At 72.9% G+C, this 14144-nt stretch carries 15 protein-coding genes; 12 read left to right on the top strand and 3 right to left on the bottom strand.

Annotated features, from left to right (window positions below):
• Nucleotides 1-6: 6 nt before the first annotated feature.
• On the bottom strand, nt 7-558 hold the full coding sequence (locus B0I33_RS02235; protein WP_106176780.1) for a sigma-70 family RNA polymerase sigma factor: 552 nt from the start codon (nt 556-558) through the stop codon (nt 7-9).
• A 269-nt stretch (nt 559-827) separates the two neighbouring features.
• Here B0I33_RS02235 and B0I33_RS02230 point away from each other — a divergent pair, with 269 nt between their 5' ends.
• From B0I33_RS02230 to B0I33_RS02200, 7 genes are all read left to right on the top strand, one after another.
• Entirely contained in the window at nt 828-1373 is a 546-nt protein-coding gene (locus B0I33_RS02230; protein WP_106176779.1) for a hypothetical protein, read from the top strand.
• A complete protein-coding gene (locus B0I33_RS02225; protein WP_106176778.1) occupies nt 1357-2100 on the top strand; it encodes a DUF4142 domain-containing protein in 744 nt (247 codons plus the stop codon). Before B0I33_RS02230 ends, B0I33_RS02225 begins: the two co-directional genes overlap by 17 nt.
• On the top strand, nt 2093-2698 hold the full coding sequence (locus B0I33_RS02220) for a ferric reductase-like transmembrane domain-containing protein (RefSeq protein ID WP_106176777.1): 606 nt from the start codon (nt 2093-2095) through the stop codon (nt 2696-2698). Before B0I33_RS02225 ends, B0I33_RS02220 begins: the two co-directional genes overlap by 8 nt.
• Nucleotides 2698-2931, top strand: a complete 234-nt coding sequence (locus B0I33_RS02215) for a ferredoxin (protein ID WP_245900392.1) — start codon at nt 2698-2700, stop codon at nt 2929-2931. The genes B0I33_RS02220 and B0I33_RS02215 overlap by 1 nt, the downstream gene beginning before the upstream one ends.
• Nucleotides 2928-4166: an NAD(P)/FAD-dependent oxidoreductase gene (locus B0I33_RS02210; RefSeq protein ID WP_181193146.1), complete on the top strand. Its 1239-nt coding sequence runs from the start codon at nt 2928-2930 to the stop codon at nt 4164-4166. The genes B0I33_RS02215 and B0I33_RS02210 overlap by 4 nt, the downstream gene beginning before the upstream one ends.
• A complete protein-coding gene (locus tag B0I33_RS02205) occupies nt 4163-4357 on the top strand; it encodes a hypothetical protein (RefSeq protein WP_106176776.1) in 195 nt (64 codons plus the stop codon). Before B0I33_RS02210 ends, B0I33_RS02205 begins: the two co-directional genes overlap by 4 nt.
• A 258-nt stretch (nt 4358-4615) precedes the next feature.
• Nucleotides 4616-5023, top strand: coding sequence for a hypothetical protein (locus B0I33_RS02200; protein WP_106176775.1), 408 nt, complete (start codon nt 4616-4618; stop codon nt 5021-5023).
• Nucleotides 5024-5091: 68 nt separating this feature from the next.
• Here the strand turns inward: B0I33_RS02200 and dxs are convergent, their stop codons facing one another.
• A complete protein-coding gene (gene dxs, locus B0I33_RS02195) occupies nt 5092-6999 on the bottom strand; it encodes a 1-deoxy-D-xylulose-5-phosphate synthase (protein ID WP_106176774.1) in 1908 nt (635 codons plus the stop codon).
• A 300-nt stretch (nt 7000-7299) separates the two neighbouring features.
• Between dxs and B0I33_RS02190 the strand changes: the two genes are divergently transcribed.
• Both B0I33_RS02190 and B0I33_RS02185 read left to right on the top strand, forming a co-directional pair.
• Complete coding sequence (locus B0I33_RS02190; RefSeq protein ID WP_106177013.1) at nt 7300-8769, top strand: aldehyde dehydrogenase family protein; 1470 nt, start codon at nt 7300-7302, stop codon at nt 8767-8769.
• A 77-nt stretch (nt 8770-8846) separates the two neighbouring features.
• A complete protein-coding gene (locus B0I33_RS02185) occupies nt 8847-10400 on the top strand; it encodes a GMC family oxidoreductase (protein ID WP_106176773.1) in 1554 nt (517 codons plus the stop codon).
• Between the two features lie 64 nt (nt 10401-10464).
• Here the strand turns inward: B0I33_RS02185 and B0I33_RS02180 are convergent, their stop codons facing one another.
• Nucleotides 10465-11169 (bottom strand): FadR/GntR family transcriptional regulator, encoded by a 705-nt coding sequence (locus B0I33_RS02180; RefSeq protein ID WP_245900391.1) that lies wholly within the window; start codon nt 11167-11169, stop codon nt 10465-10467.
• A 172-nt stretch (nt 11170-11341) separates the two neighbouring features.
• Between B0I33_RS02180 and B0I33_RS02175 the strand changes: the two genes are divergently transcribed.
• The 3 genes from B0I33_RS02175 to B0I33_RS02165 are packed head-to-tail and all read left to right on the top strand — an operon-like array spanning nt 11342 to nt 14073.
• Nucleotides 11342-11869 carry a gluconokinase gene (locus tag B0I33_RS02175; RefSeq protein ID WP_106176771.1) on the top strand — a complete coding sequence of 176 codons (528 nt, stop codon included), beginning with the start codon at nt 11342-11344 and terminating at the stop codon, nt 11867-11869.
• 43 nt (nt 11870-11912) lie between these two features.
• Nucleotides 11913-13298 (top strand): GntP family permease, encoded by a 1386-nt coding sequence (locus B0I33_RS02170; RefSeq protein ID WP_106176770.1) that lies wholly within the window; start codon nt 11913-11915, stop codon nt 13296-13298.
• Between the two features lies 1 nt (nt 13299).
• The gene (locus B0I33_RS02165) at nt 13300-14073 is read left to right on the top strand and encodes an SDR family oxidoreductase (protein WP_219927110.1); all 774 of its coding nucleotides are present in this window, start codon (nt 13300-13302) and stop codon (nt 14071-14073) included.
• Nucleotides 14074-14144 lie beyond the last annotated feature (71 nt).

Raw genomic sequence — 14144 nt, 5'->3', positions numbered from 1 at the left:
GTCACCTCACCCCCGATCCTGCAGTGCCCGGCGCAGCGCGCGCACCGCGTGGTAGATCCTCGACTTGACCGTGCCGGGCGGGACGCCCAGCGTCGCCGCGACCTCGTTCACGGTCCGGTCGCGCAGGTAGGTCTGCGACACGGCCTCCCGCTGCTCCGGCGAGAGGTTGCGCAGCGCCTCGTAGACCACCATCGCCGCGAGGGTCCGGTCCGACTCGTCGGGCACGCCCACGGCCTCGGCCGCGGCCTCCTCGACCTCCTGCGGGCGCGCGCGCCTGCTGCGCCAGCCGTCGATCACGATGCGCCTGGCCACCGTGTAGAGCCACGCCCGCAGCATCTCGGGATCGCGGTCGAGCTTGTCGGCGTTGCGCCAGGCACGGATGAGCGTCTCCTGCACCACGTCCTCGGCCCACTGCCGGTCGTTGCCGGTCAGGGTCAGCACGAAGCCCAGCAGTGGGCGACCGAACTCCGCGTACAGCGACTCGGCGAGATCGTCGTGCGGTTTCGGCGGGGCGGCCCGTTCGTCCACGGGTTGCAGCGTTCGGCTGTGGCGTCCCACGGGGCACATCCTTGTGGTGCGACCGGTGGTTCGTCCAGCCTCCACGGCGATCGAATGCCGTGAGATCTTTTTTTGAACCGTCTCCCCGCTTCGGCCGTATCCCCCTCCGAAAGGCCCCGACAATCCCATACCTCCCGCACGACGTCGTTCCCCCGCGACGCCCGGGAACTCCACTATGGACACAATTTGTCCACAGTGGATGAACTGCGCCCTCATGAGCTGCTTCCATGGCGATGGCGCACGCCCCTGGCCCCCGACAGGAGGAAGTCATGACACCGCCCCGCCGCGCCACCCGGCGCGTGCTCGCTCCCGCGCTCGCCGTCCTCGCGCTGGCCCCCACGGCCGCCTGCGACGAGACCGGCTCGTACGGCGGCTACTACTCGTCCGGATCGGCGCCGCACGGTTCCACCGACCCGGAGGCGCCGGCGACCCTGCAGGCCGCCGAGGCGTTCGACATCGGCTGGATCGTCGTCGACAGTGCCGGGCACGCGATCTACCGCCACGACCGCGACGACAATGACCCGCCCCGCTCCGTCTGCACCGGGCGCTGCGCCGAGACCTGGCTGCCCGTGCGCGCCCGCGGCGAACCGGCCCTCTCCGGCGTCGACCCGGCACTGGTCGGCACCACCACCCGGCCCGACGGCACCGACCAGCTCACGCTCGCGGGCTGGCCCCTCTACCGGTACTCCGGCGACGAGATGGCGGGGCAGACCGCGGGCCAGGGCGTCGACGACGTCTGGTTCCCCATCGCCCCGGACGGCGGGAAGGTCCGCGCCGCGAAGACCCCGGAGGACGCCGATGCCGGCGGAGCGTGACCGAGGGCGGCGGCGCCGCGCGCTCACCGTGCTCCTCCTGCTCCTGCTGGCCCAGGCGCTGCCCGCGCGCGCGGCGGCCGCGCCGCTGTCGGACACCGACCGGGAGCTGCTCGTCCGGGTCCGGCAGGCCGGTCTCTGGGAGATGCCGTCGTCGGACTGGGCGCGCACCTCGGGCACGCACTCCCGCGTCCGGGAGATCGGCCTGACCCTGCTGGTGGACCACGGCAGGCTGGACGCGCAGACGGTGGAGCTGGCCGAGCGCCTCGACGTCGAGCTGCCGGACCGGCCCACCGTCGACCAGCTGCGCTGGCTCGACGAGATGCGAGCCGCGCAGGGCGCCGAGTTCGACCGGATCTTCGTCGACCGGCTGCGCATCGCGCACGGCAAGATCTTCTCGTTCATCGCGCAGGTCCGCTCGGGCACGCGGCACGAGGAGATCCGCGCGTACGCCACCACCGCGAACGCCGCCGTGCTGCGGCACATGACCCTGCTGGAGAGCACGGGGCTGTTCGACTACGAGCGGTTCCCGGCCCCGGTGCTCGACGCCTCCGCCACCTCGGCGGGCGCCGCGCTCGACGTCGAGGCGAGCGATGTCGCCGTGCTCGCCGTCCTCGGGGCCCTCGTCTGCGGGGCGACGCTCCTGCTGCTCCGGCTGGCGGGCAACGCCCGCGCCAGAGCGGCGCGCGAACCCACCCACACCACCAGATCGGGAGACAGCCATGCCTGACGGATGGGACCAGGCCGTGCTGCACCTCACCCAGCCCGCGGCGGACCAGGGACTGCGCTACGTCGCGGCGTTCTCCGCCCGGCTGTCGTACGCACTGATGTGCCTGACGCTGTGCTGGGGTGTCCTCACCGCCACCGGCTGGGTGCAGCACCTGTGCGGGCGCAAGGCCATGCGCACCGGGCACACGGCGCTCGCCACGCTCGCGATCGCCTTCGGCGTCGTCCACGCCGCGGGCTTCCTGTTCGTGACGGCGGGGACGTTCAGCATCGCCCGGCTGGCGATCCCCTTGCTGCCCGGAACGCTCGCCCGGCACAGCATGGGCATCATCGGGCTCGAACTCGCCATCGCCGTGGCCGTGACCGCCAGCCTGCTCCGGTGGACGACCTACCGGCGCTGGCTGTGGCTGCACCGCCTCGCCTACCCCGCGTTCGCCCTGCTCGTGCTGCACTCCCTGTTCGGCGCGATCGCCAACGGCCGCCTCGCGCTGCTGTGGCTGGGCGGCGTCACGCTGCTGGTGCCCGCGCTCACGCTCGCGGTGCTGCGCTTCCTGCCCGTGCGGGTGCTCGAACGCATCGGCCTGGTCGAGGAGCAGGTGTGATGGCCGGGCGGATGCGGATGCGAGCCGAGGGCCCCCGGATCAGCGTGGACAACGAGCGCTGCGAACGGTTCGGCCTCTGCGAGTGGGAAGCGCCCGCGCTGTTCCAGCTGCGGCGCGACGGGCGCCTGCGGTACCGCAGACGGGCACAACCGCACGAGATCGAGCAGGCCGCGGCCGCCGCCCGGTGCTGCCCGATGCAGGCCATCGCGCTGACAGGGGTGACCGGACGATGAGTGACGGCGACCGGATCGTGATCGTGGGCGCGGGCGTCGCCGGGCTGCGCGCGGCGGAGCGGCTGCGCGAGCTCGGCTTCGACGGCGAGGTGGTGCTCATCGGCGACGAGGCGCGGCGCCCCTACCACCGGCCGACGGTGTCGAAGCAGCTGGTGCAGGGCATCGCCCGGCCCGGCGACGTGACGCTTCAGTCCTATGTGGATCTCGACGTGCACTGGCGGCTCGGCACGCGGGCCACCCACCTGGACACGGCGCAGCGGGTCGTGCACCTGCCCGGCGGCGAGGAACTGTGGTACGACGGGCTCGTCGTGGCCACCGGAGTGGTGCCCCGGCACCTGCCGGGCTCGCCCCGGCACGATCCCCGGGTGCGGGTGCTGCGGACCGTGGAGGACGCGGCCGCGGTCCGCAGGGCGCTCGCCACGAGCAGCAAACCCGCGGTGGTCATCGGCGGCGGGCTCATCGGCAACGAGTTCGCCGCGAGCATGCGCCAGATGGGCCGGGACGTCACCCTCGTCGGGCACGCCCGCGCCCCGCTGTACCGCTTCGGCCCGCGCGTCGCGGAATCGGTGACCGATCTGCACCGGAGCCATCGCGCCGCACTGGCGATGCGCACCGAGGTGCGGCACTGGATCACCACCAAGGACACCTTCGGACTGCACCTGACGAACAACCAGCTGGTGGTCGCGAGCTGCGTCGTCCTCGCCATCGGCAGCGTGCCCGCCGTCGACTGGCTGCGCGGCTCCGGCCTGACCCTGGACGACGGCGTGCTGTGCGAACCGACGCTGTTCGCGGTCGGCGCCGACGACGTGGTGGTGGCGGGCGACGTGGCGCGGTGGCCCAACCTGCGGTTCGACGACGTGCCACGCCGGGTCGAGCACTGGCTCAACGCAGTGGAGAGCGGGCGCGCCGCCGCGGAGAACCTGCTCGCCGGGCGCGCCGGGGCACGGCCGTTCACACCCCTGCCGCGCGCCTGGTCCAGCCTGTACGAGGTGCGGTTGCAGATGGCGGGCCTGCCCGCGCTCGCCGACGACACCGTGCCGCTCGCCGACGGCATCACCGGCTTCGTCCGGGCGGGTGAGCTCGTGGGCGTGTGCGGCTGGGATCGGCCACGCGCGATGCTGCGCTGGACCGCGGAGCTGGAACGGCGGCTGCCCGCTCCGGAGCACACCGGGACGAGCGTTCCCGCCGCCGGGGTACCGCTGGTCCCGGACACCGTGCCGGAGACGGTGCCGTGACCGCGGGCCACGCCGGGCCCCCGGACGGCGGCGAGGGCCGGCCGCCGGGCCCGTGGCGCGAGCACCTCGCCGCCGTCACCGCCCCGGGCGGCAGGCTGCACCGGTGCCTGTACGCGGACCTGCGGCAGCACCCCAGCGCGGCGCGCGCCACGGCCCCGCCCGCGACTCCGGACCGGCCGGATCGACGTTGAGGGCGCGCTCGATCCGGCCGGTCCGGGCCACCAGTGCCGCGTGCCCGCGCCGGCGATCCACTGTGGACGTCCGGGCCGGGCCGGTTCGCTGCCCGGCGCCGGGACGCGGCCGAGGCGCGGGGCGACGGCACCGGTCACGCCGGGCACCGGAGGACCGCGGCACAGGCTGACCCGATGGGACGAGCCGGGTGCCGTTTGACGTGCCACCGGCCCGGGTACGCACGTCCGTCCCGTACCCGACGCCGGAAAGGTCTGGTGATGAGCGGTCTGCGTATCCTGCTGCGGCTGACCGCGGCGGGCCTCGCCTTCGCCGACGGCATGCTGCACGCGGCGGTCACTCCCGAACACTTCGCCCAGGCGCGCTATCTGGGCATCCTGTTCGTGTTCTCGGTCCTCTTCCTGAGCACGCTCGGGCTGGCGCTCACCTACGGGGTGTTCGGCTCCCCCGCCGTGCCGACGGGCAAGCTGACCCGGTGGGCGGGCATCCTGCTGGTGGCGGGGCTGCTCGCCGGGTACTTCGCGACCCGCACGATCGGCTTCCCGGGATTCTCCGGGCACTGGGGCGACTTCGGCCTCGCGACGAAGGGCATCGAGGCACTGCTGCTGGTGCTGCTCGTGGCCGACCTCGGCGGCAGCCGGTCCGTCCCGGGCTCCCACACCCGCTGAACGGCTGTCCCCAAGGCCACCTTGGTCGCGTTGAGCGCGACCAAGGTGGCCTGGGGGGAACGAGCGGCTCAGTCCTGAGGGGACTCGACCGCGGTGTGCTGCGGTTCGCCGAGGCGGGTGGCGGCCCACTCGGTGACCTTGCGGGCCACGTCCTGCGCGGTGAGCCCGACCGACGCGAGCACCTCCTCGCGCGTGCCGTGCGCGTGGAACCGCTGCGGCACCGCGATGTCCCGCAGCGGGACGTCGCAGTCGGCGTCCCGCAACGCCGCCGCCAGCGCGGAGCCGAAGCCGCCGTGCCTGCCACTGTCCTCCACGGACACGACGAGCCGGTGCCGCGCCGCGAGCCCCGCCAGCTCCTCCGGGACGGGGACGACCCAGCGCGGGTCCACCACGGTCACGCCGATGCCCTGGTCCGCGAGCCGGTCGGCCGCGGCCAGGCCCAGCCGCGCGAACGCGCCGACGGCGACGAGCAGCACGTCCTCGCTGGCACCCCGGCGCAGCACGTCCACCGTGCCCGCCCGCTCCAGCGCGGGCACCGACTCGACCACGCCGCCCTTGGAGAACCGCAGCGCGGTCGGCCCGTCGGACACGGCCACGGCCTCGCGCAGCTCCTCCCGCAGGGTCTGCGCGTCCCGGGGCGCGGCCACCCGCATCCCGGGCACCATGCCCAGCAGGGACAGGTCCCACATGCCGTGGTGGCTCGGCCCGTCGGGGCCGGTGATGCCCGCCCGGTCGAGGACGAACGTGACGGGCTGGCGGTGCAGCGCCACGTCCATGAGCGCCTGGTCGAAGGCGCGGTTGAGGAACGTCGAGTACACCGCGACCACAGGGTGCAGCCCGCCCATGGCGAGCCCGGCCGCCGAGGTCACCGCGTGCTGCTCGGCGATGCCCACGTCGAACCAGCGGTCCGGGTAGGCCTCGGCGAACGTGTGCAGGCCGGTGGAGCGCAGCATGGCGGCGGTGATGGCCACGACGTCGTCGCGCTCGGCGCCGATACGGGTCAGCTCGTCGCTGAAGACGGACGTCCAGCTCGGGCCCTTCTTCGGCGGCAGCCCGGTCGCCGGGTCGATCGGGTCGGTCTGGTGCATCTGGTCGGCCTCGTGGTTGACCGCGGGCGGGTAGCCGTGCCCCTTCTCGGTCACCGCGTGCACGATCACCGCCCCGCCGAACGACTTCGCGCTCTGCAGTGCGCGCTCGAGGGCGGGCAGGTCGTGACCGTCCACCGGGCCGAGGTACTTCAGGCCGAGGTCGGAGAACATCACCTGCGGGCTGATGGCGTCCTTCAGGCCCGCCTTCGCCGCGTGCAGCGCCGCGTAGATCGGCTTGCCGACGACCGGGGTGCTCTGCAGCAGCTCACGCCCGCCGAGGAGCAGCTTCTCGTAGCTGGGACGCAGCCGCAGAGCAGCGAGGTGCTCGGCGAAACCGCCGATCGTCGGCGAGTACGACCGGCCGTTGTCGTTGACCACGATGACAACGGGGCGCTCGGGGTGCGCGGCGATGTTGTTCAGCGCCTCCCAGCACATGCCGCCGGTGAGCGCGCCGTCCCCCACGACGGCGACCGCGTGCCTGCCGCCACCCGCGAGCTGGAACGCCTTGGCCAGGCCGTCGGCGTAGGACAGGGCGGTGGAGGCGTGACTGTTCTCGACGAGGTCGTGCTCGCTCTCGGCGCGCGCGGGATAGCCCGCGATGCCGCCCAGCTGGCGCAGGGTGTCGAAGTCCCGGTGCCTGCCGGTCACGATCTTGTGCACGTAGGACTGGTGGCCGACGTCGTAGAGCAGCGCGTCCCGCGGCGAGTCGAACACCCGGTGCAACGCGAGTGTCAGTTCCACCACACCGAGGTTGGGCCCGAGATGACCGCCGTTCCTGCACACTTTCTCGACGAGGAACTCCCTGATCTCCCCAGCCAGCGCCCCCAGCTGCTCGTGATCCATCCGCTTCAGGTCGTCCGGTCCGTGCACCGACTCCAGCAACGTCACGCTCCACCTCGCTCGCCATCGGTTGATGCGTCGCCTGCCCAGTCTACGGAGCACCGGAGGGATCGGCCGCGTGTTGCCGGGCGCCGTGGACCCGTCCACCGTTTCCGCAGTTCACCACGCACGGGTGACGAACGTGGGGAGGACCACGGTTACCCCGCCGCGCACCGGCTTGCCGGGGCGCACCCACTTAGGATCGGCCGCGCATCGCCGAGTGGTCCGGCCGGAACCCGAAAGGTATGGTCACGAGCCATTGGCGACCACTCAGCCGCACACCGGCCCCGCGACGACGAAAGAGAGATGATGGCGGACTTCTTCATCGGAGGTGACTGGGTCGGCGCGACGGGCGGCGGCACCCGCGAGATCCGGTGCCCCGCCGACGGCGCCCTCGTGGGCACGGTGGACGAGGGCACGCGCGCGGACGCCGAAGCCGCGATCGCGGCGGCCCGCACGGCCTTCGACACCGGCCCGTGGCCCGCGACCCCCGCGGGCGAGCGGGGTGCCCTCCTGTTGCGCGTGGCGGAACTGCTGGAGCGCGACAAGGAGTCCTTCGCGCGTGCCGAGTCGCTCGACACCGGCAAGCGGCTGGTGGAGAGCGAGATCGACATGGATGACATCGCCGCCTGCTTCCGGTATTTCGGCAAGCTGGCCGGCAACCAGGCCGGGCGGGTGGTCGACACCGGGGACCCGGGCGCCATCAGCCGGATCGTGCACGAGCCGGTCGGCGTGTGCGGGCTCATCACGCCGTGGAACTTCCCGCTGCTGCAGACGGCGTGGAAGGTCGCGCCCGCGCTGGCGGCGGGCAACACGTTCGTGCTCAAGCCGAGCGAGCTCACCCCGCACACCGCGATCCTGCTCATGCGGATCCTCACCGAGGCCGGGCTCCCCGCCGGCGTGGCGAACCTGGTGCTGGGCCGGGGTCCCGACGTGGGCGCGCCGCTGGCCGAGCACCCCGATGTGGACCTGGTCTCGTTCACCGGCGGGCTGCACACCGGTCGCGCCATCGCGGCCGCCGCGGCGGCGACCGTGAAGAAGGTCGCGCTGGAGCTCGGCGGCAAGAACCCCAACGTCGTGTTCGCCGACGCCGACTTCGAGACGGCCGTCGACCACGCCGTCACGGCGATCTTCCTGGACTCCGGGCAGGTGTGCTCGGCCGGGTCCCGGCTCATCGTGCAGGAGGAGATCCACGACGCGTTCGTCGGGGAGATCGTCCGCCGCGCGGAGCGCATCCGGCTCGGCGGCCCGTTCGACCCGGACGCCGAGACGGGCCCGCTGATCTCCGCCGAGCACCGCGCGAAGGTGGAGCGCTACGTCGAGACCGCGATCGCCGAGGGCGCCACCCTGCGCACCGGGGGCCGCAGGCCCGACGACGAGCGGCTGGCCGACGGCTTCTTCTACCTGCCGACCGTGCTCGACGACGTGCGGCAGGGCACCCACGCCGTCGTCGAGGAGTCGTTCGGGCCGGTGCTGACCGTGGAGACGTTCACCGACGAGGACGACGCGGTCCGCATCGCCAACGACACCCACTACGGGCTGGCCGGCGCCGTGTTCACCGACGACGCCTCCCGGGCCCAGCGGGTCGCCGGGCGGCTGCGGCACGGCACGGTGTGGATCAACGACTACCACCCCTACCTGCCGCAGGCCGAGTGGGGCGGTCTCAAGCAGTCCGGCATCGGCCGCGAACTCGGCCCCGCCGGGCTGGCCGAGTACCAGGAGACCAAGCACATCTACCAGAACCTGCGCCCGGCGCCGCCGCGCTGGTTCCCCTCCTGACCGCGGACCGCCACGAGCGGAAGCCGCGCAGACCGAGTTCACCGTCCGGCGGGCGAAGGAAAGGAAGCCACGAGCACATGACCCGCGAGTACGACTACGTCGTCGTCGGCGGCGGCACGGCCGGTTCGGTCGTCGCCGCGCGGCTGTCGGAGAACGAGAACACCACCGTCTGCCTGCTGGAGGCCGGACCGTCCGATAGGGACGATCCGGCGGTACTGCAGCTGGACAGGTGGATGGCGCTGCTGGAGTCCGGGTACGACTGGGACTACGTCGTCGAGCCGCAGGAGTCCGGCAACTCCTTCCTGAGGCACGCGCGGGCGAAGGTGCTCGGCGGCTGCTCCTCACACAACTCGTGCATCGCGTTCTGGGCGCCGGCCGAGGACCTGGACGAGTGGGCCTCGATGGGGCTGCGCGGCTGGTCCGCCGAGGACATCTTCCCGCTCTACCAGCGACTGGAGACCAACGACGGCCCCGGCGACCACCACGGCCGCTCCGGCCCGGTCACGATCCGCTCGGTGCCGCCGCGCGACCCCGCCGGGGTGGCCCTGCTGGAGGCCTGCGAGCAGGCGGGTATCCCCCGCACCCAGTTCAACTCCGGCACCACGGTCACACACGGGGCCAACTGGTTCCAGATCAACGCGCGCGAGGACGGCACCCGCGCGTCGGCTTCGGTGTCGTACCTGCACCCGATCATGGGCAAGCGGTCCAATCTGGACGTGCGCACGGGTGTGCGGGCCAAACGGCTGACGTTCGACGGCACGCGGTGCACCGGGGTCGAGGTGCTGACCGAGGACCTGGTGCACAGCGAGGAGGTCCGCGCCCGGCGCGAGGTGATCGTGAGCACCGGCGCGATCGACACCCCGAAGCTGCTGATGCTCTCGGGCATCGGGCCCGCCGGGCACCTGCGGGAGTTCGGCATCGACGTGCTGGTCGACTCCCCCGGCGTGGGTGAGAACCTGCAGGACCACCCGGAGGGCCTGGTCCAGTGGGACGCGCGGCAGCCGATGGTGTCGGAGTCCACGCAGTGGTGGGAGATCGGGATCTTCACCACCACCGAGCCCGGACTCGACCGGCCGGATCTGATGTTCCACTACGGCTCCGTGCCGTTCGACCTCAACACGCTGCGGCACGGTTACCCGACGACCGAGAACGGCTTCTGCCTGACCCCCAACGTGACGCGGGCCCGCTCGACCGGCACGGTGCGCCTGCGCACCCGGGACTTCCGGGACAAGCCGAAGGTGGACCCGCGGTACTTCACCGACCCGCACGACCTGCGGGTGATGACCTACGGGGTGCGCCTGGCCAGGGAGATCGTGTCCCAGCCCGCGATGCGGGAGTGGGCGGGCGCCGAGCTCGCCCCCGGCCCGGACGCCACGACCGACGACGAGATCGCCGACTACCTGCGCAAGACGCACAACACCGTGTACCACCCGGCGTGCACGGTGAGGATGGGCCCGGACAGCGACCGGATGGCGCCGCTCGACGAGCGCCTGCGCGTCCGGGGCGTGCAGAACCTGCGGGTGGCGGACGGCTCGGCGATGCCGTTCCTCGTCGCGGTGAACCCGTGCATCACCACGATGGCGATCGGTGAGAAGTGCGCCGACCTGCTCGCCGAGGACGCCAGGGCCTGACCCCCGGCATCCCTGCTGGTCACCGCTCGTGAGTGGCAAACGTGGTAAGAACCACGGGGAACACTCACGAGCGGTGCGGCCACAGGGGCACGACGGCGTCCCTGACCTCCGCCAGCAGCTGGCGCATCGCGTTCTCGGCGGACTCGCTGCGGCCCCCGGCCACGGCGTGCGCCACCTCCTCGTGCAGGTCGAGCGCCTCCGGCACCGGCGTGCGCGGCATCAGCCCGAGCTGGGTCCTGCCCTGCAGCACGACGGCGACCACGTCGGCCAGTGCCCCGAACATCTCGTTGCCGCTCGCCTCCAGCAGCACGGTGTGGAAGGCGATGTCCAGGTCGAGGAACTCGCCGAGGGCGCCTGCCTCCCCCTCGCCCCGCATCGCGGTGGCCAGCTCCACCACCCGCTCACGCTGGGCCGCCGACGCGTTGCGCGCGGCCGAACCCGCGGCCAGCGGCTCGACGGCGATCCGCAGCTCGGTCAGCGAGCGCAGCTGGGCGTCCCGGCCCGGCCCGGAGAGCCGCCACCAGATCACGCGGGGGTCGAAGACGTTCCACGACTCGCTCGGCTGCACGGTGATGCCCACCCGGCGGCGGGAGGTGACCAGCCCCATCGACTCCAGGATCCGCATCGTCTCCCGCGCCACCGTGCGCGAGACGTGGAACTCCTCCCCGATTCGCTCCAGCGTCAGCACGTGGCCCGCGGGCAGGTCACCGCCGGTGATCCGGCTGCCGATGGTGTCGAGCACGGTGTTGTGCAGGACCTCGACCCCCACCGCGGGAGTGTGCCCCTGGTCGTGACCGGTTCTGCCCAACACGCTCTCCCGCTCGACGGCTCGTGGCTCCACCTGCGCAGGGTACCGGCGCGGACACCTCTTCCCCCGTCCACCGAATGGTGATATCTTTCGCCGCCATTGGTAATACCTTTGACGTTCGACGAGGAGCCTCATGAGTCCCACCTGCCTGGTGGTGATGGGGGTGTCGGGAGTGGGCAAGACCACGGCGGCCCGGCTGCTGTCCCAGCGGCTCGGCTGGCCGATGGCCGAGGCCGACGAGTTCCACCCGGCGGCCAACATCGCGAAGATGGCGGCCGGCACCCCGCTGACCGACGCCGACCGGACGCCGTGGCTGACCGCCATCCGCGACTGGATCGGTGCCCGGGGCACCGCGGGCGAGCACACCGTGGTCACGTGCTCGGCGCTCAAGCGGGCGTACCGCGACGTGCTCCGGCAGGCTCCCGGCACCCGGGTGCGCTTCGTCCACCTGCGAGGCACGCCCGAGACGGTGGCCCCCCGGCTGGCGGAACGCTCCGGGCACTTCATGCCGCCGTCGCTGCTGGAGTCGCAGTTCCGCGACCTCGAACCCCTCGGAGCCGACGAGGACGGCGTGACCGTCGACGTCAGCGACGCCCCCGAGGAGATCGTGGCGCGGGCGCTCACCCGGCTCGGGCTCGCGGGCACCTCCTCGGCCGTCTAGCCACCACTCCCCTTCCCCTGATGCGAAGCAACGGAGCTTTCCCATGAACACCGACGAGTGGACCCAGACCCTCGGCACCGGGCCCCTGCTCGGCATCGCCGCGGGGGCGATCGCCGTCCTGCTCTTCCTCATCATCAAGCTGCGCGTGCACGCGTTCCTGGCGCTGGTCACCGTCAGCATCGCGACGGCCTTCGCCACCGGCATCCCGGCCGGCGACGTGATCGACACGTTGCTCGACGGATTCGGCTCCACACTCGGCAGCGTGGCGCTGCTGGTCGGGCTCGGCGCCATGCTGGGCAGGCTGGTCGAGGTCAGCGGCGGCGCGCAGGCGATGACCGACGCGCTGGTCGGCAAGTTCGGCGAGCGCAGGGCACCGCTGGCGCTCGGCGTCGCCTCGCTGATCTTCGGCTTCCCGATCTTCTTCGACGCCGGGCTCGTCGTGATGCTGCCGATCGTGTTCGCGGTCGCCCGGCGGCTCGGCGGTGGTGTCCTGCGCTACGGCCTCCCGGTGGCGGGCGCGTTCTCGGTCATGCACGTGTTCGTGCCGCCGCACCCCGGCCCGGTCGCCGCGAGCGGGCTGCTCGGCGCCGACGTCGGGCTGGTGCTGCTGTTCGCCGTCCTGCTCGCCGTGCCCACCTGGTTCCTCACCAGCTACCTGTACGGGCTGTGGGTGGGCAAGCGGATCGTCCTTCCGGTGCCGGACATCCTCAGCGGCGGCGCCCCGGAACAGCACGACACCGACCCGCCCCGCCCGGGCACCGTCGTGGCCCTGCTGCTCCTGCCGCTCGTGATGATCTTCGCCAACACCGGTCTCGGCATGGCCACCGAGGCGGGCTGGGTCGACGGCGAGGCGGACTGGGTCCAGGTGGTCAGCACGCTGGGGTCCACCCCCATCGCGCTGCTGGTGACGGTGTTCGTCGCGGCGTACGTGCTCGGCACGCGGCGGGGCCGCGGCCAGGCCATCGTGGAGAAGCTGCTCGACTCCGCGCTCGGTCCCGTGGCCGCGATCATCCTGATCACCGGGGCCGGTGGCATGTTCGGCGGCGTGCTGCGGGCCAGCGGCATCGGCGACGCCCTCTCCGGCGCGATGTCCGACCTGGGCCTGCCGGTGATCGTCGCGGCCTACGTCGTCGCGACCACGCTGCGGGTGGCGCAGGGCTCGGCCACCGTCGCGCTGACCACGGCGGCCGGTCTCGTACAGCCGCTGGTCGCCACCGGGGACTACAACGCCGTGCAGCTCGCGGCGCTCGTGCTCGCGCTGGCCGCGGGCTCGGTCACGGCCGGGCACGTCAACGACTCCGGCTTCTGGCTGGTCGGCCGCTTCTTCGAGATGGACGTGAAGACGACGCTGAAGACGTGGACGGTCATGCAGACCACGATCGGCCTGATGGGCTTCGCGCTGGCGTCCCTGCTGTTCGCGGTGGCCTGACGTGGTGGCGGAGCTGTTCGACCTGAGCGGGCGGGTCGCGCTCGTCACCGGCAGCAGCCGGGGCATCGGGCGCGCCCTCGCCGCCGGGCTGGCCCGGGCCGGGGCGACCGTCGTACTCAACGGCCGCGACCCCGGCCGGCTCGAGACGGCCCGCGCGGAACTGGCGGCGGAGCACCCGGCCGCGGAGTTCCACCCGGCCGCGTTCGACGTCACCGACGCCGACGCGGTGCGGGCCGCGGTCGCGGGCATCGCCGACCGCGTCGGCGACGTCGACATCCTGGTCAACAACGCGGGCTTCCAGCACCGGCAGCCGCTGCTGGAACTGTCCGTCGAGGACTGGGAGGCGGTGCTGCGGGCCGACCTCACCAGCGCGTTCCTCGTCGGCAGGGCCGTCGCCCCCGGCATGATCGCGCGCGGCCGGGGCAGGATCGTCAACATCTGCTCGGTGCAGGCGGAACTGGCCCGCCCCGCGATCGCCCCGTACACGGCGGCCAAGGGCGGCCTGCGGAACCTGACCCGCGCGATGGCGGCCGAGTGGGCCCGCCACGGGCTGCAGGTCAACGGCCTCGCCCCGGGGTACATCGCCACGGAGCTCACGGCGCCGCTCGTGGCCGACGAGCGGTTCAGCGCGTGGGTCACCGAGCGCACCCCCGCCTGCCGCTGGGGGGACACCGGCGACCTGGTGGGTCCCGCGGTGTTCCTGGCCTCCGACGCCGCCGCGTTCGTCAACGGCCAGGTGCTGTTCGTCGACGGGGGCATGACCGCCGTCGTCTGACCCTGTCTGACCCCGCGTGCCCCCGCATGTCCTGAGTGGCTCGTTACCGACGATTTTCGCCAGTAACGAGC

It is taken from the genome of Prauserella shujinwangii, from assembly GCF_003001955.1.
In the GTDB taxonomy this organism is placed as follows: domain Bacteria; phylum Actinomycetota; class Actinomycetes; order Mycobacteriales; family Pseudonocardiaceae; genus Qaidamihabitans; species Qaidamihabitans shujinwangii.
This window is presented reverse-complemented; position numbering and strand designations above follow the sequence as displayed.